Here is a 20,428-nt window from a genome sequence, read left to right as displayed (position 1 = left end):
GACGGGAATCTCTGGGACGGCCTGAGCGACGACGAGCTCTTCCGCTACAGCTACGCCTCCCGGGAGTCCATGGCCTCCAAGAAGCTGGCGGTGGCCGAGTCGGGCTACCTCTCCCGGCAGCTGGCCGAAGGGATGTACAACACCCTCGCCGAGGGTGACGACTGCGGGACCGAACGGGGCCTGTCGGTCACCTGCAGCGGAGGGCGGCTCTGGGTGGCCGCGCTGGGGGATACCACGGCGGATCCGCCTCTGGCACTCTTCGGCTCGCTCTCTGCAGAGAAGCCGGAGGACGATATCCTCAAACGCCTGGCCGCAGGCCGGGTGCCGGTTGGGGGCGACCGTCCGCTGACCGACGGCGACTGCGAGGCTCTGGCGGCCTACTGGGAGGGCCGGGGCGATCCGCCTGAGATCCTTCGGGTTCATCTGGCCGAACATGACGGCGCCCTGGCCCTCCGGTCGCCCCTGACCTGTGCCGCCGGGCCGGGACGGGTCTGCCGCCGCTGCATGGGCGCCGACCTGGCGGGACGGCCGATCTGGGGCGCAGCCCCGGAACTGGTGCCGGAGGGCGCGCCGGTGGGGCTCACCGCCGCCCAGGCCATCGGCGAGCGGGGCACCCAGCTGGCTATGCGGCGCTTCCACCAGGTGGGCGGCACCGGGTCGGAGCGGGACCGCGTGCGGGAGCTGCGGGAGCTGCTGGTCTGGGGCAAACCCTTGCGGGGTGCGAAGGCGCCCTATGAGGAGTGTGCCCTCCGCGGTCTGCGGGAGCTGTCGGCCATCCTCTCGGAGGAGGGCGGCGAGCGGCCCTTCGGCGAGCTGCCCCAGAGCCTGGTCCACTTCGAGCTGGCCGTCAAGACGGCGCTGGACGCCCCTGGAGGGAAGCTGGAGCGCACCGTCCCGGCGGAGATGCAGCACGCCTGGCTGGAGGTGGCCTCCTACGAGTCCTTCCAGGGGGTGCTGCGCAGCATCCCGGCCCGGGAGAGCGCGGCGGGACTGAAAAGCCGGGTGCTTCTGAACCGGAGCGGAAAGGAGAGAGACCATGGCTAGCGGCGCGGGACAGAGACAGGGCCAGAAGCAGCAGACGCAGCAGCAGCAGACAACGAAGAGGCGCGGCAGGAAGAGCGTGGAGGAACTGGATGAAAATCGCCAAAAACGGGCGGATGAGGACAGTGACCTCGACGGGCAGGATCCCGGGACGGACGAGGAGATGGACCCCGCCGACGACGAATCGGTGCGGCTCCAGGAGGGGGAGGACGAAGGCCTGCAGATGGCCGTCGAAAGGGCGAGCCCTTTCTTTGTCCCCCCGGAGAGTATCGCCTCCGGGCTGGAGGTGGTCTGGCTGTGGCGCCGTGGGGCCATCCTCTGGTCGCTGTCGGGACGGCAGCTGGACTTCGCCACCGAGGATATGGAGCTCTTCCGGAGCGTTGTGGAGCGGCTGGTGCGGCGGCTGAAGCCGGAACTCCATCCGGTCTTCGCCGTGGTGCATCCCGAGAACGCCCGGGAGCTGCTGAACTCCAGAATGCTGTACGGAGCCGCCGGGGAGCAGAAATTCCTCACCAGGTCCGGCCTCTACGGGAAGCTCGAGGGCAAGGTGCTGGCGCTGCCTCCCGGGGAGCCCTCCGGGGTGGGCGACACCTCGGCCTTCCCCTACATCTATCTGGATACCCTCATGGCTTCCCGGGGCGCCCCCACGCTGCCGCGGTGGCTGGAGGTGCGCTGGCTCGACTGGATGCTGGGGGAGCTGGGCCTCCAGTGGAAGGACGTGCAGAAATCCAGCTTCTGGAGCAAGCACAAGGAGGAGATCGTCGGCCGGTACAACGCTTTCCGCCGCCTCATCGGCGATGTGCTCCGGGAGGTCTGCGGCCTGAAAGCCCCGCCCCTGGATGCTATGGGAGCCGGATCGGTGAAGAAGAAGACCTTCTACGAGACATGGAAACCCGAGGCGGAACGGAGAGTCGGGCAGGACAACGGAGGTGAGGGGCGGTGAGCGCTTTTGCGGTGTCGGTGCTGGGCGGCGGTGACGAGGCGCTGGCGGAGGCCATGGAGCGTTGCGTTGCGGAGACGGTGGAGCGTCTGGCCGAGACAGGCAACTGGCGGCGGCCGGAGTTCCGCGACCTCGCCGGGGTCCTCGCGGAGGGGGGCACCCCGGTGCGGTACGGTCTGCCCCAGCTGGGCGACCCCCCGCCGCAGCTGGTGGCGGCCACCCCCAGGACGGCCTTGAAGCAGGGCAGTCGTTTCGCCGGCGGCGACCCGGTGGATCTCATCCTGGTGCTGCCGGGCAACCGCTGGGACGACGAGGTCGGCCGGGTCTGCGAGGCGCCCCACTACCGGCTCTGCGGGATCTTCCGGGCGGAGCACCTCTTCGGCGCTCAGGGGCGGCGGCCCGACAGCGACGAGACGGCCGCCTTCGAGGCGGCGCTGAAGGAGTCGCTGCGGCGCTTCTACCGGGCCACCCTGCCGGAGGAGGCCTTCGTCAAGGAGATCCACTGGAAGGCCCACCTGGACGCCGCCGACCCGGAACAGGCCACCCCCTCGCTCTTCAGCCTCTTCAGCGACCCTTCCATGAAGGAGCTCCTCTTCCAGGTGAAGTCGGCCATCCAGGATCTCCGCCGGAGCTACAGCTGGTTCTTCGAGGGCCTTTGGCAGTCCGGCACCTACGACGGGGCGGGGGTGCCCGGCGTGCTGATCCTGGGGGAGAGCGGCGTGGGCAAGACGCTGGTGGCCCAGTGGATCAAGCGTTCGCTCCTTGGGAAGGTGCGCATGTCCCCCTTCAACATCTCCGCGGTGGGCAAGGAGATGATCGATGTGGAGCTCTTCGGCAATGTCCGGGGGGCCTTCACCGACGCCAGGGAGGACCGGCCGGGTCTTTTGGAGAGCTCCCGGGGCGGGGCGGTCTTTCTCGACGAGATCGGCGACATGGACCTGCGGCACCAGACCCGGCTGCTCTCCTACATGGACACCGGCCGGGTGCGCAGGATGGGCGGCCCCCCCGAGGGGATCCCGTCGCCGGTGCTGCTTTTGGCCACCACCAACCGGCCGCTCAGAGAGTGGGTCCGCCAGGGGCGGCCGGAGTTTCGGGCCGACCTCTACCACCGCTTCGACCACCAGATCGAGATCCCGCCTCTGCGGAAGCGCACCGAGGACATGCGGCTGCTCATCAGCCTGGCCCTCCAGGACGAGGCGGTGAACCCCCGCAAGGAGGGAGAACCGGTGGTGCGCAGCATCTCCCTGGACGCCATCGGGGCGCTGGAGCGCCGGGACTACCCGGGCAACTTCCGGGAGCTCCGGGCGGTGCTGCGGGCCTCGGTCCAGACGGCGGCCCGGGAAGGACGGACGACCCTCCTGCTGCGGCATCTGCAGAGTCTCTAGCGGCAAAGAGAACCGAAAGGTGAATATGGTATGTGAGGCTCCGGAGGCCGCCCGGCGGTGTCCGGAGAGGGTTGGGGAAGCGGTGCAGCCGCACCGCGATCATCCAGGGAGGTGACGGAATGGCGCGAAGGATCGAGACGGCGGCGCCCTCTGCGCCCGAGGCGGCGCAGCGGAGCGGACGCGAACGCTGCAGCTGCCGCTGCAGGGTGGTGACGCCCATGTTCGGCGGCGTGCAGACCGGTGTGGTGGACCCGGTGACGCCCGTGCGGGGCACCACGGTGCGGGGCCGGCTGCGCTTCTGGTGGCGGGCTACCGCCGGGGCGGAGTGCGCCACGGCGGATGAGCTCTTCAGGAAAGAACGGGATATCTGGGGCGGACTCACCGGCCCCGGCGAAACCAGGGAGGAAGACGGGCCGGACGGACACCCCAGCGATGTGGCCGTGCGGGTGCGTCTGGAAGGCAAAGGGAGCGACCAGTCCATCGAGCAGCTCACCGGCGAGCACCGGTCGCTCCCCTACGCCCTCTTCCCCTTTATCGAGAACAAACAGCAGAACTGCCGCACCGGCGTGGCCTTCCAGCTGGAGCTGGAGTACCACAGGAAGCACAGAAACGACGTCCATCGGGCGCTCTGGGCCTGGTGCAACCTCGGCGGACTGGGCGCGCGGACCCGCCGCGGCTGCGGCGCCCTCTACTGTGAGAACTTCGCGCCCCCCGACACCACAGACCCCGCGCAGCTCGCCTCCTGGGTGGAACGCCATCTGGGCCGTCCGCTGGCGGTGGAGGGGGGCAGACCCTGGCCGCTGGTCGCCGCCGGTCTCTGGGTGGGCGACCGGAGCGCCGCCACCCTCAACGCCTGGGACCAGGCCCTGGGGCGGCTCAGGCACTTCCGCCAGGGCGTGGGGCTTGGGCGCAACCCGGGGCAGGGGAAACGCCCGGGGCGCTCCAGGTGGCCCGAGCCGGACAGCATCCGCCGCGCCGCGAGGAGCCATTCCGGCGGCCACGATCCGCGGGACCACATGCCCCAGTGGGGCTTCCCCCGGGCGGCCTTCGGCATGCCCATCATCTTCCACTTCAAGGATGAGAAACATGGCGATCCCGGCGACACCACCCTGGCGCCGCCTACCGACAACGGTGACGCAGAGGGCAGAAACGCCGGCCGCATGGCCAGTCCGCTGGTCGTCCGGCCGCTGGTCTGCCGGGGCGGCGAGAAGGCCCTGCCCATGGTCGTTCAGCTGGCGACGCCGGGGCTCCCCGAAGGCATCCGTCTGGAGGGGACCGGGCGAGCCCGCGACGTGGACGAGCACGACGTTATCCACCCGCGCTTCGCCGACTATCCCGACTCGCCGCTGCAGGGCCACTCCAAGCGGGGTTCCGCCCTGGAGGGCTTTGTCCGTTTCCTTGAAGAGTCGGGCTACAGGGAGGTGGGATCATGAGCGGCGCGCTGCTGGCGCTTTCCATCGGGCCGGTGCAGGAGTTCATCGCCGCCGCCCGGCGCACCCGGGACCTCTGGTTCGGCTCCTATCTGCTCTCGGAGGTGGCCAAGGCGGCCGCCCTTGGCGCTTCCGAGGCCGGCGCCGAACTGATCTTCCCCGCTGCCGGCGATAAAGAGCTCCGTCCGGCCGACCCGAAGGAAGAAGACACGCTCTCGGTGGCCAATGTGATCCTCGCCGAGATTCGGGGGAACACGAAGGTGGAGGATGTCCGCGACGCTGCCCGGAAGGCCGCGGAGAGACGCTGGCGGGACTTCGCCGACCAGGCGCGGCAGATCGCCGGCGGCGCCGTGGCCGCCAGCCGCTGGGACCGGCAGGTGGAAGACGTCATCGAGTTCTACGCCGCCTGGACACCCCTGAACGGCACCGGCTACCAGGCGGCCCGGAAGCGGGTGATGCGCCTCCTTGCCGGCCGCAAGGCCTGCCGGGACTTCCGCCCCCACCTGGGGAGTGCCGGCATCCACAAATCCTCCCTGGACGGCGGAAGGGAGAGCGTGCTGCAGTCCCCCCGGGACAGACTGGGCGGCGGGCTGAAGCGCGACACCGGGACGATCCGGGGCCGCATGCGCCTCAAGGCGGGCGAGGAGCTCGACGCCGTGGGGCTGGTCAAGCGTCTGGCCGGCGGCAGGGTGCGGTTCCCCTCGGTGAGCCGCGTGGCCGCCGACCCCTGGATCCGCGGCATCAGGGAGGGTGATCTGGAGGAGCTCTCCACAGCCTGCGGGCGGATCCCCGGCGAGATGCTGAGCCGGGTCCCCGGCGGGCCCTTCGAGATCTTCCCCTACGAGGGGACGGTGCTCTTTCCCACCCGGCACGCCCAGATGGTGGAAGAGAGCACAGGCGAGCGCCCCGGCGGCGACGGGGAGGCCCTGAACAAAGCGCTGGAAGGCGTGCCCGCCCTGGTGGACCGGCTGATCCGCAGCTACGGCGAGCCCTTCCCCTACCTGGCCGTGCTGGCGGCCGACGGCGACCATATGGGCGCCCTGTTGAGCGAAAAAGAGACACCCCATGACCACCGAGAGTTTTCCGGGGAATTGTCGAGGTTTGCTATAGAGGCCAGAAAAGAAATAAAGAAGCACAACGGAGTGGCCGTCTACACCGGCGGCGACGACGTCCTGGCCTTCCTCCCGGTGGACCAGGCAGTGGACTGCGCCGACAAGCTGCGCAAGCGGTTTGCCGACATCATGGAGCCTGTGGCCAAAGGCAGCAACGCCGCACCGACCCTCTCGGCGGGGATCTCCATCGCCCACTGTCTGGAGGATCTGGAGGATCTCCTGGACTTCGGCCGCAAGGCGGAGAGCCTGGCCAAGGGCAAGAAGCTGCCGGAGAAGGAGCAGCGCAACGGCCTGGCCGTGGTGGTCCGGTCCAGGGGCAACGCGCCCACCACCTTCCGCGCCCAGTGGACCGATCCGCGTATCGATCGGCTGCAGGAGTGGGTGGGCCACTTTCTGGAGGGGGAGCGGAGCAATAAGCTCCCCTACGAGCTGCGCCGGCGGGCCGGGCACTTCAGAAACTGGACGGAGACGGAAGGCCTGGAGAAGGCCATCCGCGCCGACCTCCGGCTGGTGCTCTCCCGCAAGGTCAAGGGCGAGCTCCGTCTCGGCGACGACGACATCGAGAGGATCTGCACGGGGAGGGACGCCCCTGTGGACTCCCCCGAAGCGCTGGCGGACTTCGCCGAGGAGCTTCTGGTGGCCCGGCAGATCGCCGAAGCAAAGCGTCTGGCGGAGCGGCGCCGCCGAAAGGAGGATGCGTAGATGAGCGGACAGGAGGCAACCCTCCGGATCTCCCCGCGGGATCCCCTGATCTTCCGCGACGGACGGCCCTTCAACGCCGGCGAGGCCACCAGGGCGCGCACCAGGACCTGGCCGCCGCCGTCGCAGACCACCGGTGCGGTGCGCAGCCTGCTGGGCAAGCTCGCCGGGGTGGACTTCCGGGAGAGCGCCGTCATCGAGAGGCTGCTCGCCCTGGAGGTCTCCGGCCCGCTGCCCTTCCGGCGGGGGAAACTCTTTTTCCCCGCGCCGCTGGACTTCACCGCCACAGGCGACGCCGGGGCGGACGGCGCCCCCACAGCCCACTACCCCCTGCGCCCGGAGAAACCGGCGGACGGCGGGGGCACGGATCTCCCCGGGGAACTGGAGCCGCTGCTCCTCCCCGAGGAGGCCGGCGACTTCAAGCCCGGCACGCCGCCGCCCTTCTGGAGCCGCAAGAGGATAGCCTCCTGGCTCGCCGGGAGCGGCGACTTCCGTGCCGACTACCCGGCCGACGGCGAGGATGACCACCCCGAGTGGATCACCACGCTGCCCACCGACGAGCGGACCCATGTCTGCATCGACCCGGCCAGGGGCAGCGCCGACGAAGGGCTGCTCTTTTCCACCTCGGCCTGCGACTTCGCCCTGCGGGACGGCGCCGATGAGACGGCGCTCTCCATCCTCCTCCGGGTGCGCCCCGGCGGGGGGCCCTTCGGGGATGCCCTGGCGGCGAAGCCGGACCGTCTGGCCACGCTGGGCGGCGAACGGCGGACCGTGCGGGTGGCCTCAAGCGACGCCGCCCCCTGGGACTGTCCCGGGGAGATCCGCGCGGCGTTGCGGGGGGCGGAACAGGTGCGGATGGTCCTGGCCACCGACGCGCTCTTCACCGGCGGCTGGAAGCCGGGATGGCTCGACAGCCAGCTGCGGGGCGTCGTCCCCGGCACGGGGGTGCGGGTGCGGCTCCGCGCCGCCGCAGTGGGGCGCGGGCGCTACCACTCGGGATGGAGCTACGACAGAAGCGGCGGCAGGCGCCCCGGCCCCAAGCCCGCCAGGCGGGCGGTCCCCGCCGGGAGCGTCTACTTCTTCGACGTGGAACAGGGGTCCGCCGAGGAGCTGGCTCCGCGCTGGCTCGAACCGGTCTCCGACGAACCGCAGGACGCGCTGGACGGTTTCGGTCTCGCCCTCTGGGGCATCTGGTGAAGGGAGGAATCTGTTAATGGAAGCGAAACAGGCGAAACTCTACGGGATGCACACCCTCTCCCCGCTGCACGTCGGGGCGGGACGGGGGGTCGGCTATATCGATCTGCCCATCATGCGCGAGAAGGTGACCAACTGGCCCTTTGTCCCCGGTTCGTCGGTGAAGGGCGTCATCGCCGACAACTACGGCGCCACCGACGAGGCCCGCAGGAGCGAGAAGGGCAGGATGCTGGGCGTCGCCTTCGGCCTGGCCGGGGAGGACGCCGCCAACAGCGGTTCGCTGGTCTTCACCGACGCCCGGCTGGTAGCACTGCCCACACGGAGCCTCTACGGCACCTTCGCCTGGGTCACCTCGCCGCTGGCGCTGGCCCGCTTCGCCCGGGACTGCGAACAGACGGGCAGGGAGTGCCGCGAACTGCCGGCCTTCACCGGCGACGACCCCGCCAGACAGGTGCTGGTGAACGAGGGATCGGCGCTGGCCGCGGAGAACACCGTCTACCTGGAAGACCTGGACCTGGACGTCAGGAGAGCCAGGGAGGACGAGCCCGTTGGACGGTGGTCGGAGCTGCTGGCGGGGCTCTTCTTCCCCGGCGACGGGAACAAAAACTGGCGGGAGGCCTTCGGCAGGCGCTTCGCCGTGGTCCACGACGACGTCTTCGCCTTCCTCACCGAGACAGGCACCCAGGTGGACGCCCGCATCCGGATCGACGAGAAGACCAAGACCGTCCAGCGGGGCGCCCTCTGGTACGAGGAGTCCCTGCCCGCCGAGGCGCTGCTGGCGGGGTTCGTCTGGTGCGACCGCGTCTGGGGCGGCGGAACGGCCACGCCGGAGCAGCTCCTGGAGGACTACTGCAGCGGCGCCCATGCCCTCCAGGTAGGCGGCAAGGCCACCGTGGGCCGCGGCAACGTGCGGCTGCTCTTTGACGAGGAGGTGGACCCATGGCGACAAGCAAGCAGGTGACCACGCGGAACCAGCGGTTTGCCGAGCGCTCCTGGAGCTACGTCTCGAGGATCGCCGACGGCCCCCGGGGAGGGGAGGACTTCAGCATCTTCGCCAAGTCCTTCCCCTCGGTGATCCACAGCTGCGGCCTGGCCCAGGCGCTGGCCTTCGCCCGGGCCAAGGGCCGCGACGATGTGGTGGAGGCGCTGGCGGCGGTCCTCGGCCGGGAGAAGGACGCCGGGGATCTGGTGGAGGAGAGCCGGACCGCCGGGATGACCGACTATCTGCGGCTCAGCCGGGACGCCCTGGCCGCGGCGAGCTGGATCAAGCGGCAGACCGAGGCCCTGGGCAAGGAACGGGGGAACGATCCCCATGACTAGCCCGGCCTGCCGCAGCGCGCTGCAGGGCGTCGACCGCGGGAAGGCGGAGCACGCCGGACTGCTGCTCCAGCGCTATCTCCGCGAGCCCTACAAGGACGAAGGGCACCCCGAGGAGCGACAGAAGCTCTACGCCGCCGCCCGGAAGGCTGCGGCCGCCAGCCGGGGCGGCCTCTACGCCGACGCCTTCGAGCGGTGGAAGGAGGCGCTGCAGTCCCAGAGCGCGCTCTACGGCAATCTGCACATCCAGGAGGGGCGGATGGTCATCGGCCTGGGCGGCGAGAACGTCCTGGAGGCTGGCCTGACCCTCCACCACACCTACGGCGTGCCCTTCATCCCCGGGAGCGCCCTCAAGGGGCTGGCGGCCCACTACTGCCACACCGTCTGGGGCAGGGCCGGAGACAAGGAGGCCGACGAGGAGGCCGCCCGGTTCCGCATGGGCGGCGACTACCACAGAATCCTCTTCGGCGACACCGACGACGCCGGGCACATCACCTTCCACGACGCCTGGCTGACCCCCACCGGCGGCAAGCAGGACAGCGGCCTCCGCCCCGACGTCATGACGCCCCACCACCCCGGCTACTACAGCTCCGGCGGCCGGGAGGGCGCCCCTGCGGACAGCGACAGCCCCAACCCGGTGGCCTTCCTTGCCGTGCAGGGGAACTTCCTCACCGCTGTGAGCTGCGACGACCCCGAGGCCGACGAGTGGGCCCAGCTGGCCTTCGATCTGCTCGCCCAGGCGGTGGCGGAATGGGGCATCGGCGGCAAGACCTCCAGCGGCTACGGCCGCGGCGAGCTGAAGGTGGATGTGGAGGTGGAGAAGGCGCAGCGCAGCGTCACCATCAACGGCGGCAGCTACAGGGAGGGCGACACCCTGGAGATTCCCTGCATCAAGGTGAACAAGAAGGGCAACCCCCAGTTCAAGGTCCAGGGGGAGACCGAGGCGTGGAACATCGACCTCCCCGAGGGCGAGGGGAAGCCCAGGGATCTGAAGAAGGGTGACATGGTGCCGGTGCGGCTGGTGCAAATCGCCGACAACCTGCTCACCATCTCCTTCCAGCCCTACTACGACAACAGCTAGACCGCTCTGCCTGTACCGGGGAAGAGGTGCCGACCCGCCGCGGCAGCGCGAGAACACCACAGAGAAGCCCATAGATCACGCCGAAGAGAGGCCTGCGGGCCTCTCTTTCTTACTGGAAAGGGGTGTGCCTGTGATCGTCAATCTCACCCGCCACACCGCCACAGCGGAGCAGACCGCCGAGGGAGTGGTGGAACCCGCCAACAAGGCTTTGGTGGTGGCGCTGCTGACCTTCCACCGTCCCCCCACGGCGGAGAATCTGCGGATGCGGGCCGCCGAACTGGCCCAGTGCGCCCGCGAGCAGCGGGCCGACACGGCGCTCATCGGGGGCGCCCCCTATCTGATGGCCCCCCTGGAACGCGCCCTGCGGCGCTGGGGCGTCCGCCCCCTCTATTCCTTCAGCCGCCGGGTGGCCACCGAGGCCCTCCAGGAAGACGGAAGCCTGCAGACCACCTACACCTTCCGGCACGAGGCCTTTGTCCCCGCCGCGGAAGACGGCGACTGGCTCATCCCGCCCGTCGGCGGGAGGGCGTCCGGACAGCCCCGGGAACCCAAAGTCCATAGAGGAGAGTGAGCCCCCGGCCCCGCGCCGACGAGGGCAAGACCACCGAGGAGGGATTGCATGGCACAGCGGCAGAAGCTCTACGTGGGCATCCGCGACAAGCGGAGCCTGCGCCGGAGGACGCGGCGGAACCTGCAGCGGATGACCGAGACGCTCCCCAGCGGCGACGGCGCCTACAAACGGCTCTCCACCATCCATGGCCTCCGCGGCGGCTCCCCGGAGGAGGCCCCCGCCGCAACCCTGGACTGGCTGGTGTGAAACGCCCCCCGCCGGGAGCGGATGCCTGCGCCGGTTCCCAGACTGAAGGAGGTGATGCGCCGCAGCCAACAATAGCGGCCGGAGACGAGAGCGGTACCCCAAACACCTGACGCCGGGTGCCATCCGGCGGAACCAAACACCAACGGAGGTGGATTGATTGGAACGCACCATGAAACACTGCGGACAGATCATCTCGGTGGCGGGGCTGGGCCTCGCGATCCTGCTGGGGCTTCTCATGCTCGGCGCGGTCTGCCCCGCCCGGGCGGCGCTGCCGGAGTTGGTACCGACCTCTCCTGATGCGCTTGCCTCCTGCTCCATGACGTCGGAAGAGCTTGCGGCCTTCCGGGAGCGCTTTCCCTGCGGGCTGCAGCGGACCACCCGGGAGGAGGCCGAGGCGCTCGGCTTTACCAGGCTCACTTCTTCGGACCTCAGGGGACTCCGGGAGCAGAGCGGCCGGAGCGTCCCGGGAACGGCGGACCTTCTGGACTACATGCCTCCCGTGGGGGCGCAGCAGTTCAACGACTGCGCCGCCTTTTCACTGGGGCATTACGGTGTCTCCTACTGGCATTTCAGGGAGGGGAACAGAACGCCGACGGCGAACCCGGCGGACATAGGGAGCTCCGAGTATATCTACAACCAGTCCAACGCATTCAAGGATCAAGGGCTCCTCAGCCTGATCGATCCCATTTTTATCACCATCACCAACGGCTGCGCCTTTGAAAGTGTCTTTGATCCGGGCAACACGGCGGCACTGCCCTCTATCGAGACCCAGCTCACGGGCCTTCCCCAGCGGGCGGGAACGAGGGACTACATCTACGTGGACAGAAACGTGCAGGGGAGTTCTCTGGCGCCGGGTGTGAATCCGGTTACCGATACGGAGCTGCAGACGGTGAAGGAGCTCCTTGCCGAGGGCATTCCCGTCATTGCCGGGATCAATGTCTACACCAGCTTCAATCAGCTCACGAACGTGGCTGAAGGCTTTTACTATAGGGGGCCGCTGGACTGGGTAAACGAATATGCAGGCGGCCACGCCATCATGATCGCCGGCTACAAGGACGCGCCGGAGGTGGAAGGCGGCGGCGCTTTCTACCTGCGCAACTCCTGGGACACCGACTGGGGCTTCGGCGGTGATATCTTCGTCACCTACGACTTCCTGCAGAACCACTCCCTGGAAGCCTACCCACTCTACGACCTGCCCGACTACACACCGGAGCAGTACGCCGTCATCACCGTAGACCACCCCTATCGGGGCGACCTGGACGTGCGCATCGAGGCCAACAACGAGATGGTCGGTCTCTACTCGCCCTACATCATGTCCTCTATGCACGGTGGCGAGATCAACGCCGACAACCGGCCCGACATCCGCGCCGTCATCGACCTCACGAAGGTGGTCCCCGACAACGCCGACCAGCTGGTGCTCGCCGTCTCCGACCACCTCGCCGGCCACTCCGGCACCATTACGCGGGCGGAGTACGTCGACACAACCACCGGAGCGACCAAGGCCTTCAACCTGCCCGACGGCAGCGCCGTTCCCGACCTGGGCACCGTCACCGGCACCCTGCAGTTCGCCGCTCCCACACCGGAGCCCACCGAGGCCCCGGAACCGGAACCCACTACAGCGCCCGAACCCACCGAGGCACCTGCCCCCGAACCCACCACAGAACCCGATCCCACCGACGCACCGGCCCCGGCCGGTTCCGGCGGCGGAGGCGGCTGCAGCCTGGGATACGCCCCGGCAGTCCTGGCTCTCCTGCTGCCGCTGATGCTCCTTGCCCGCCGTCGCTAGCGGCGGCACACAATGGAAATCTGCAGAGAACCACAACTGTTGCGGGGTGGCGGCGCACGGGGCGTCGCTGCCCCGCTGTATTGTTGCCGGTGCATCGGAACGGCGGAAGGGTGAAGGGACGCCGGCTGGTGTGTTGCACTGCACCGGGGGTTTCGGGAAGCCCTTTCACCGGTGGGTGAGGACTCCCGGGCAGCAGGTGGTTATGCTGCGCAACGGTGACATGGCCTGACGCAACAGGGATGCAGGACTTTATCGTATACATTTTGCAAAAAAGAGACAGTTTGTTGTATCCTGGCATGGGGTTTCGAGTTTTGGTATATTCAAACCATGGAAGATAGGTTGCCGGCTATTTGAAGCGCGAGGTGGATCCTCGGCGACCGGGGATCCAGAGGTCGCCGGGTGCAGTGCCAAAGCTGCGGGCCGGTTTGGCGGAATGCGGCGGTAACGCCGCAGATATCCCGGTAGGGAAGGGAGTGCGTAGGTATGTTTGGTGAATATCGATGGAGGATTCCGGATTTGCAGAATTTTGGACGGTTGGCCCTTGTTGTGGTGGTGCTTCTGGGGCTGGCGGCGACGCCCTGCATGGCGTCCGATTCCTACAGCTTTGTCACCGAGTGGGGCAAACTCGGTGTGGCCGACGGGCAGTTCAGTGTACCTGCGGGTATCGCGACCGACGAGGCAGGCCATGTTTATGTAGTGGACAGCGGCAACTACCGGATCCAGAAGTTTGACTCTTCGGGCAATTTTATTACCAAGTGGGGGACGTCAGGCAGTGGCAACGGACAGTTCTCGGGCCCAATGGGCATCGCTGTGGAAGACGGCTATGTCTATGTGGCGGACAGCGGCAACGACCGGATCCAGAAGTTCGACACCTCGGGAAACTTCATTACCGCCTGGGGGTCCCAGGGGATTGGCGACGGGCAGTTCAAGGTAGCCGCGGATGTCGAGGTCCACGGAGGCTTTGTTTATGTCAACGACATTGGGGGCTTCAGGATCCAGAAGTTCGATACCTCGGGGAACTTCATCACCAAGTGGGACATCCGTTTGGACGATACCGAAACCAATTTTCTTCCTTACGGAATGGCAGTGGACGGAATGGGTAATATCTATGTGATGGTACTGGGCAACGCGATCAATATCAATGCGCCCGAGTTCCGGATTATGAAGTACACTGGCTCGGGGACACAGCTGGGCCGGTGGGTATTCTCATCCGCTTCTATGGAAACACTTGGTTTGCCTATGTACGGTATGGAGGCTGACGACAACGGCTATCTCTATGCCATAAGCATGTATTCGAGTGAACGTGGGGCGTATCAAGGTGTTCTGAAGATCGATCCTTCGGGAAATGTGGTGACCCGAATCAAGTGCAGCGATCTTGATATGAGGGACTTCCGCATGTATATGTATCACGACGTCACGGTCGACGGAGCGGGCAATATCTATGTAACAGAAGGTTTCGGCAAGCACTGCGTGGAGAAGTACGGCAACGGCGGCGAGGTCGTCACGCCTGCGCCCACGGCTGTTCCCTCGGCCGCGCCAACGCCTGCACCCACCGCTGTTCCGACCGCCGCACCCACCGGATCTCCCACGGCTGCGCCCACCGAAAGTCCCTCTGACGACGGTTCCGGTACCTCCGACGATGACAGCGACAACGTCTTCAGCGGCTGCAGCATCGGTCTTTCGCTCCTTGCGCCGCTGCTGTTCCTGCCGGCACTGCTGCTCCTCCGGCGGTAGCCGCGCCTTCGACGATGCCAACGCCATGCGGCCGGGCCTATCGCCCGGCCGTTGGTTTTGGAACGCTGCGGGGCCGGCCTGTGCACGAACGGGGCACCTTTCGGCGCTGACCCTGTGCCCCGTCTCTCCCGAACCGCCGGCCTCCGTCGCCGCCTCTGCCTGCTGTCCGGACCAAATGAGTGATTTGAGTCATGCAGACTGAGCCAAAATGCCCATGCATGGGCGGTTCTGTGGGCTGAATGTTGCGGTTGTCGGGGTGGTATTTTCTCCGATACTTAAAGAAGAGGCCAGTGAAACCTTGGGGAACGGCTGCCGGGTGACGCCGGGCCCCGGAATGTCGGGGCCGGGGAGGAAGCTGCGGAGGTGGTGCGGATGTATCAGGCTGTACGGATGTTCGGGCGTTGCTGTTGTGTGGCCGGTCTGGGGGCGGCGATCCTGCTCGGCCTGCTGATCCTCGGGGCGCTCTGCCCCATGGGGATCCCCCTGTAGTGCCGGTGCGCTCCCGCGGGTCTTTCCCCGGGCCGTCGCGTCCCTCCCGGCCGGAGCCGCAGAAGGACGGGGGCAATCCGGCAGAGAGCAGAGCGGCGGGCGGCAGGAAGGTTCATAAGAGCCCTATCGGCTCCCTATCATAGAGGCGGCGTTCCCTGTGGGGCGCCGTCTGAACTGTGCCCGGCCCCCTTCGTTTCCCTGCGCAGCGCGCCGGTGCGTTGACCCTCCTGCGGCGACGACATACAATGCTGAGTGACAACGGCGGGGATGTCGTCCCCGCCTGTGCGGCAAAAAATGTCCGGGCCGCGGCGCGGGCCGGAGAACAGAACCCGGGGTGATCGGATGAGCGGCTCCAGCGGCAGCAACGGTATCGACCTGCACCAGTACTGCAGCCTGGCCCGTATCGGCTGCTGGGAGTACCGCCACCGGGACGGCACACTGCGGTGGGGCGTGGACACCGCCGCCATCTTCGGGATCCCGCCGGAAGAGCTGGGCGACACCCTTCAGGGCTTTCTGGAGGCCGTGCACCCCCGGGACAGGGAACAGGTGGCCGCCATGTGGCGGCGCTCCCGCGAGACCGCCGAGCCCTGCGAGACGGAGCACCGGATCGGCGACACCCTCTGGATGCGCTCCCGCTGCAGCACCGTCTTCGATGCCCAGGGCCGGCCGGAACGCACCCTGGGCATCATGCAGGACATCACCCGCCACCGGCGGACGGAGGACACCCTCCGCACCTTCATGGACAAGCACGAATCCATCCTCAACACCATCCCCGCCATGGTCTTCTGGCTCGACAGGGAAGGCCGGTTCATCCGGGTCAACCGCCCCTTCGCCGAGCGCCACCGATGCGCCCCCGAGGATATCAACGGCCGGTCCCTCTACGACCTCTACCCGCCCGAGGAGGTCCGCCGGTACCAGCGCGACAACCGGGAGGTCATGGCGTCGGGGGTTCCCAAGCGGGGGATAGAGGAGCCCTTCCACACCCCCACCGGCTTCCTGTGGGTGCACACCGACAAGATCCCCCTCACCGACGAGACCGGCGCCGTCATCGGCATCGTGGGCTTCGCCGTGGACATCACCGCCCGCAAGGAGGCCGAACAGCGCCTCCGGGAGTCCCGCAAGCTCTTTGCCGACACCGTGCAGAGCCTGGACGGCATCGTGGTGCTCCTGGACGGCAGCCTCACCATCCAGGTAGCCAGCAAGGCCGTGGGAACCCTCCTGGGCATCCCCGCCCCCGTGGAGGGGCGCAGCTGCTACCGGGCCATCCTGGGCAGAGACGAGCCCTGCCCCGACTGCCCGGCCCGGCTGGCCATGGAGAAGCGGGAGACCGTCCAGGCCCGGCGCCGCATGCCCGACGGACGGGTCTTCCAGCGGACCGTGTCGCCGGTGATCGGCGAGGACGGCCAGGTGCGGGGCGTCACCATCCTGGCCACCGACATCACCGAACACACCCGCACCACCGAGAGGCTGCGCGCCGACGAGGAGGCCGCCCGGGCCGCCAATAAGGCCAAAAGCGAATTCCTGGCCGCCATGAGCCACGAGATCCGCACCCCCCTCAACGGCGTCATCGGCATGGCGGGCCTGCTGCTGGATTCGCCGCTCTCCGGCGAGCAGCGCCGCTACGCCGAGATCGTCCGCGCCAGCGGCGAGTCGCTCCTCCACATCATCAACGACATCCTGGACCTCTCCAAGATCGAGGCCGGCCGGTTTGCCCTGGATGCGGCGGATTTCAACCTGCGGGAAACCATGGACGAGATGGCCGCCACCCTGGCCCTGGAGGCCCACGAGAAGGGCCTGGAGCTGCTCTGCTCGCCCCGCGCCGACTGCCCCACCATGCTCAGGGGCGATCCCGGGCTGCTGCGGCAGGTGCTCACCAACCTCGTCGGCAACGCCGTCAAATGCACCGATGAGGGCCAGGTGACCGTCGGCGCCGAGGCCAGGCGGGAGAGTGAGGGGCAGGTGGAGCTGCTCTTCACCGTGGCCGACACCGGCTGCGGTATCCCCTCGGAGGAGCAGGAGCGGCTCTTCGAGGCCTTCAACCAGGTGGGGAGGCCCGCCGGCACGACCCGCAGCGGCTCCGGCCTGGGGCTGGCCATCTCGCGGCAGCTGGTGGAGCTGATGGGCGGGTGGATCGGCGTGGAGAGCACCCCCGGCGAGGGATCGTTCTTCTGGTTTGTGCTGCGGCTGGACAAGCAGCCCGGCGCCGCAGAGGAGACCCCGCCGCCGGAGCTGGCCGGCCTGCGGATCCTGGTGGCCTCCGACAATGCCACCCAGCGGCGGCTCTTCAGCGACCGCGCCGAACGCTGGGCCATGGAGCCCGTCGCCGCGGCCGTTCCGGACGCCCTGGAGATCCTCGCCGAGGCCGAAGCGCCCTTCCGGCTGGCCGTGGTGGACACCACGAACCCCGCAGCGAGCGAGGGGCTGGTCCGGGCCATCCGCGCCGACCGGCGCCTGTCGGACCTGCGCATCGTCCTGCTCGTCCCCCTGGGCGCCGAAGCCCGCGGCTGGCGGGGAGCGGGAACCGTCACCCGCCGCCTCCGCGATGAAGGGCTCATCGACGCCACCCTCAGCAAGCCCGTACGCCTGGAGGAACACCGCCGCGCCCTCGGCACCGCCCTCTCCGGCGACGCCGCCCCCGCCGAGGAACCCGAAAAGCCCCCCGCGCCGGGCCTGCCGGAGGGGCGCATCCTCCTGGCCGAGGACAACAGCACCAACCAGGCGGTGCTCCAGAGCATGCTGGACAAACTCGGCCGGCAGACCGACATCGCCGCCAACGGCGAGGAAGCCCTCAAGGCCCTGCGGCGGAAGCCCTACGACCTGGTGCTGATGGACGTGCAGATGCCCATCATGGACGGCCTGCAGGCCACCCGGTCAATCCGCCGCGGCAGCGCCGGCATCCAGTGCAACCCCCCGGAGATCCCCATCATCGCCATGACCGCCTACGCCCTGCAGGGCGACCGGCGTCGCTGCCTCGACGCCGGCATGGACGACTACCTCGCCAAACCCGTCACGCCCCGCTCCCTGGCCCAGGTGCTGGAAAAGTGGCTGCCCGGAGAGCACCCCGGCGCCGGCGCGCCTCCCCGGGGAGAGGAAAACGGCGGTGCCCGAAACGAGACCGCTCCGCCCGACGACCAGCCCCCCCATCTGGGACCTCCCCGGCTTTCTCCAGCGTCTTGAGGGCGACACCCAGACCGCCCTGGACATCATCGATATCTTCCGCGAGGACGCCCCCGCCCGCCTCCGGGAGCTGCAGCGCGCCCTGGACGCCGGGGATGCCGAGGAAGCCGGGCGGAAGGCCCACTCCCTCAAGGGCATCGCCGTCACCATCGGCGGCGCCCGCATGCAGACCACCGCCCTGGAGGCCCAGGAGGCCGGCCGCGCCGGCGACACCGCCCGGATCCGCGCCCTCCTGCCCACCCTGCAGACCCAGCTGCAGGAGCTGCTCTGCCGGCTCGACAGCTGGGACGGCACCGCCCCCGTGGCGGAGTAACCCCCCGGAGGAACCAAAAGGTCATATAAAGAAGCAGGCCCCCCGCGGGGGCCGCCCAGGAGAGCACGCAGGCAGCCGGCCCGGCATGGGCCGGCTGCGGCGTCGTGGAGACAGATTGCCGCCGCGACGCAAAACGTGATAGAGTGTAAGTGCAATATTAATAGCATCAAATTGTGTAGTATTGTATACGATGCATAGCGGGCCTCCCGGCTGTGGCGGCATGGGGTTGCGGGACGAAAGGGGGGATGCGCGGGGCCTGGGGCCCACCTGTAGCAGGCAATCAGGGCGGAGATCCACCTCATCTGCGTTGGGTTGCCGCCTTCATGCTTACTGTGAACATCTGTGTCAAGAGTTCCCCTAAAGGAAAGAACCCGTGCCGTCTCGCGATTGCGGACACGTCAAAACAGAGCCGCTTTGAAGCACCGGGATCCCGACAGACCTTTTCGTTTCAGGCGTTGGGCATCCGGCATGGAAGGACGCATCTTCCCAATCCCCTTCCGGCGTACAGGGCCTTTTCCACGCCTGCCGCCAAAATAACCGAAAGGACATAAAAGAGAGTAGGGCCGGGGGCGTTGCCGCCTGGCGCGGTATCGGTCGGCTCTTTTGTGTCGATGAGCATCTTCTGCGATTGTGATGGTGTGGTATAGTGTGAGCAACAATATGAGGGCAATGGTTAGTATACATATCTGACAGTTTGGTTTGAACGTGAGGAGGATGCCATGCGTATTCGACTGTTTCTCGAATCGCCAAGCGGGGCGGTCCGTCTGCCCCGGGCGAATCTCTCCATCATCCAGGGGCTGATCTACCAGGTGTTGCCCGAGCAGATCGCCGGGCCGCTGCACGAGACGGGGTTTCCCTACGAGCGGCGGCGCTTCAAGCTGTTCGCCTTTTCCTGGCTGCGCGGCAAGGGAGCGCCGAAGCCCAGCGGGGACGCCGTGAGTTTCCGTTCGCCCCTTGAGCTGGTGATCTCCTCACCCCGCAAGGAGATCCTGCTGGGGGCGGCCCAGGGGCTCCTGGAGCCCAGGACGCTCCGGCTCGGCAACAACGAGGTGACCTGCTCCCATGTGGAGAGCAGCGCGCCGAAAGCGGAGGGGAGCGAGATCACCATCCGGACGCTCTCCCCGATCACCTGCTACACCACCGAGGCCAGGGAAGAGGGGCGAAAGCGGACCATCTACCACGCCCCCGACGAGGAGCCCTTTCTGGGGCAGGTGCAGGAGAACCTGCGCCGCAAGAGCAGCCTGGTCTTCCCGGAGGAGGACTTTGCGGAGAGCCGCGTCACCCTGGAGCCGGTGGGGAGGTTCCGGCCCAAGCACAACCGTTTTCAGGCCGGCGACAGCCACAAGATTCTCGGCTGGCAGGGACGGTTCCGCCTGCGGGGGCCGCAGAGGATGCTGCAGGTCGCCCTGGACGCCGGGCTGGGGGCCAAGAACTCCGCCGGCTGGGGCTGTATCGCCCTGGACGGCGCGGGATAGCGGTTTCGCAGACCGCAGACGCCGCCGTCCGGGAGAGACGAAGGCCAGCGCCGCCCGTCCGGGAGACGGGCGAGAGGCAACCGACAGAAAGGAGGGACGCCATGGGTTTTTTGAGCGCCGTGGAGGCCCTGGGGGAGTACGAAAAAGGCAGAAGCGACTCGCCGCTCGGCGATGAGAGCGCCTTTCTCGAATACCCCCTGGCTCTTTCTTCATCCAGCCTGCAGGGGCGGATCATCCGTGTGTGGCTGGATGCGGAGGAAGAGGGAGGAACGCTCCGCGTGCGGGGCGTCGGCAAGATGGACGTGATGGACTACCTGGGCGGCGTGGAGGAGCCGGAGAGGCGTAAGGAACAGCTGCTGTTCAAGGACCGCACGGGGTCGAACACCGGCTGGAGCTTCGCGCCGGTCTACAGACTAGGCAAGGGAGGGAGCAGGGACA

At 68.1% G+C, this 20,428-nt stretch carries 17 protein-coding genes; all 17 read left to right on the top strand.

The window, feature by feature from the left end; genetic code table 11:
• Positions 1-1,044, top strand: a 1,044-nt coding sequence (locus tag K9L28_06950) for a hypothetical protein (GenBank protein ID MCF7936059.1), incomplete at its 5' end; no start/stop codon positions are given.
• Positions 1,037-1,984, top strand: a complete 948-nt coding sequence (locus K9L28_06945) for a hypothetical protein (GenBank protein ID MCF7936058.1) — start codon at positions 1,037-1,039, stop codon at positions 1,982-1,984. The genes K9L28_06950 and K9L28_06945, both read left to right, overlap by 8 nt.
• The gene (locus K9L28_06940; GenBank protein ID MCF7936057.1) at positions 1,981-3,366 is read left to right on the top strand and encodes a sigma 54-interacting transcriptional regulator; all 1,386 of its coding nucleotides are present in this window, start codon (positions 1,981-1,983) and stop codon (positions 3,364-3,366) included. Before K9L28_06945 ends, K9L28_06940 begins: the two co-directional genes overlap by 4 nt.
• A 119-nt stretch (positions 3,367-3,485) precedes the next feature.
• Entirely contained in the window at positions 3,486-4,799 is a 1,314-nt protein-coding gene (cmr1, locus tag K9L28_06935; GenBank protein MCF7936056.1) for a type III-B CRISPR module RAMP protein Cmr1, read from the top strand.
• Entirely contained in the window at positions 4,796-6,610 is a 1,815-nt protein-coding gene (gene cas10, locus K9L28_06930) for a type III-B CRISPR-associated protein Cas10/Cmr2 (protein MCF7936055.1), read from the top strand. Before cmr1 ends, cas10 begins: the two co-directional genes overlap by 4 nt.
• Positions 6,611-7,804 (top strand): type III-B CRISPR module-associated protein Cmr3, encoded by a 1,194-nt coding sequence (gene cmr3, locus K9L28_06925; protein ID MCF7936054.1) that lies wholly within the window; start codon positions 6,611-6,613, stop codon positions 7,802-7,804.
• A gap of 16 nt (positions 7,805-7,820) precedes the next feature.
• Positions 7,821-8,762: a type III-B CRISPR module RAMP protein Cmr4 gene (gene cmr4 / locus K9L28_06920; GenBank protein ID MCF7936053.1), complete on the top strand. Its 942-nt coding sequence runs from the start codon at positions 7,821-7,823 to the stop codon at positions 8,760-8,762.
• Entirely contained in the window at positions 8,741-9,121 is a 381-nt protein-coding gene (locus tag K9L28_06915) for a type III-B CRISPR module-associated protein Cmr5 (protein ID MCF7936052.1), read from the top strand. Before cmr4 ends, K9L28_06915 begins: the two co-directional genes overlap by 22 nt.
• Positions 9,114-10,199, top strand: coding sequence for a type III-B CRISPR module RAMP protein Cmr6 (cmr6, locus tag K9L28_06910; GenBank protein MCF7936051.1), 1,086 nt, complete (start codon positions 9,114-9,116; stop codon positions 10,197-10,199). Before K9L28_06915 ends, cmr6 begins: the two co-directional genes overlap by 8 nt.
• Positions 10,200-10,329: 130 nt before the next feature.
• A complete protein-coding gene (locus K9L28_06905; GenBank protein ID MCF7936050.1) occupies positions 10,330-10,770 on the top strand; it encodes a hypothetical protein in 441 nt (146 codons plus the stop codon).
• 48 nt (positions 10,771-10,818) lie between these two features.
• Complete coding sequence (locus K9L28_06900) at positions 10,819-11,016, top strand: hypothetical protein (GenBank protein ID MCF7936049.1); 198 nt, start codon at positions 10,819-10,821, stop codon at positions 11,014-11,016.
• 157 nt (positions 11,017-11,173) lie between these two features.
• Entirely contained in the window at positions 11,174-12,802 is a 1,629-nt protein-coding gene (locus K9L28_06895) for a C1 family peptidase (GenBank protein MCF7936048.1), read from the top strand.
• A gap of 483 nt (positions 12,803-13,285) precedes the next feature.
• Positions 13,286-14,536, top strand: a complete 1,251-nt coding sequence (locus tag K9L28_06890) for a hypothetical protein (GenBank protein ID MCF7936047.1) — start codon at positions 13,286-13,288, stop codon at positions 14,534-14,536.
• A gap of 831 nt (positions 14,537-15,367) precedes the next feature.
• A complete protein-coding gene (locus tag K9L28_06885; protein MCF7936046.1) occupies positions 15,368-18,202 on the top strand; it encodes a PAS domain-containing protein in 2,835 nt (944 codons plus the stop codon).
• Positions 18,126-18,515 carry an Hpt domain-containing protein gene (locus K9L28_06880; protein MCF7936045.1) on the top strand — a complete coding sequence of 130 codons (390 nt, stop codon included), beginning with the start codon at positions 18,126-18,128 and terminating at the stop codon, positions 18,513-18,515. Before K9L28_06885 ends, K9L28_06880 begins: the two co-directional genes overlap by 77 nt.
• A 719-nt stretch (positions 18,516-19,234) precedes the next feature.
• Positions 19,235-19,990, top strand: coding sequence for a CRISPR-associated endoribonuclease Cas6 (gene cas6, locus K9L28_06875; GenBank protein MCF7936044.1), 756 nt, complete (start codon positions 19,235-19,237; stop codon positions 19,988-19,990).
• Positions 19,991-20,091: 101 nt separating this feature from the next.
• Positions 20,092-20,428, top strand: a 337-nt coding sequence (locus K9L28_06870; protein ID MCF7936043.1) for a hypothetical protein, incomplete at its 3' end; no start/stop codon positions are given.

The sequence above is a fragment of the Synergistales bacterium genome (assembly GCA_021736445.1).
Lineage (GTDB): Bacteria > Synergistota > Synergistia > Synergistales > Aminiphilaceae > JAIPGA01.
This window is presented reverse-complemented; position numbering and strand designations above follow the sequence as displayed.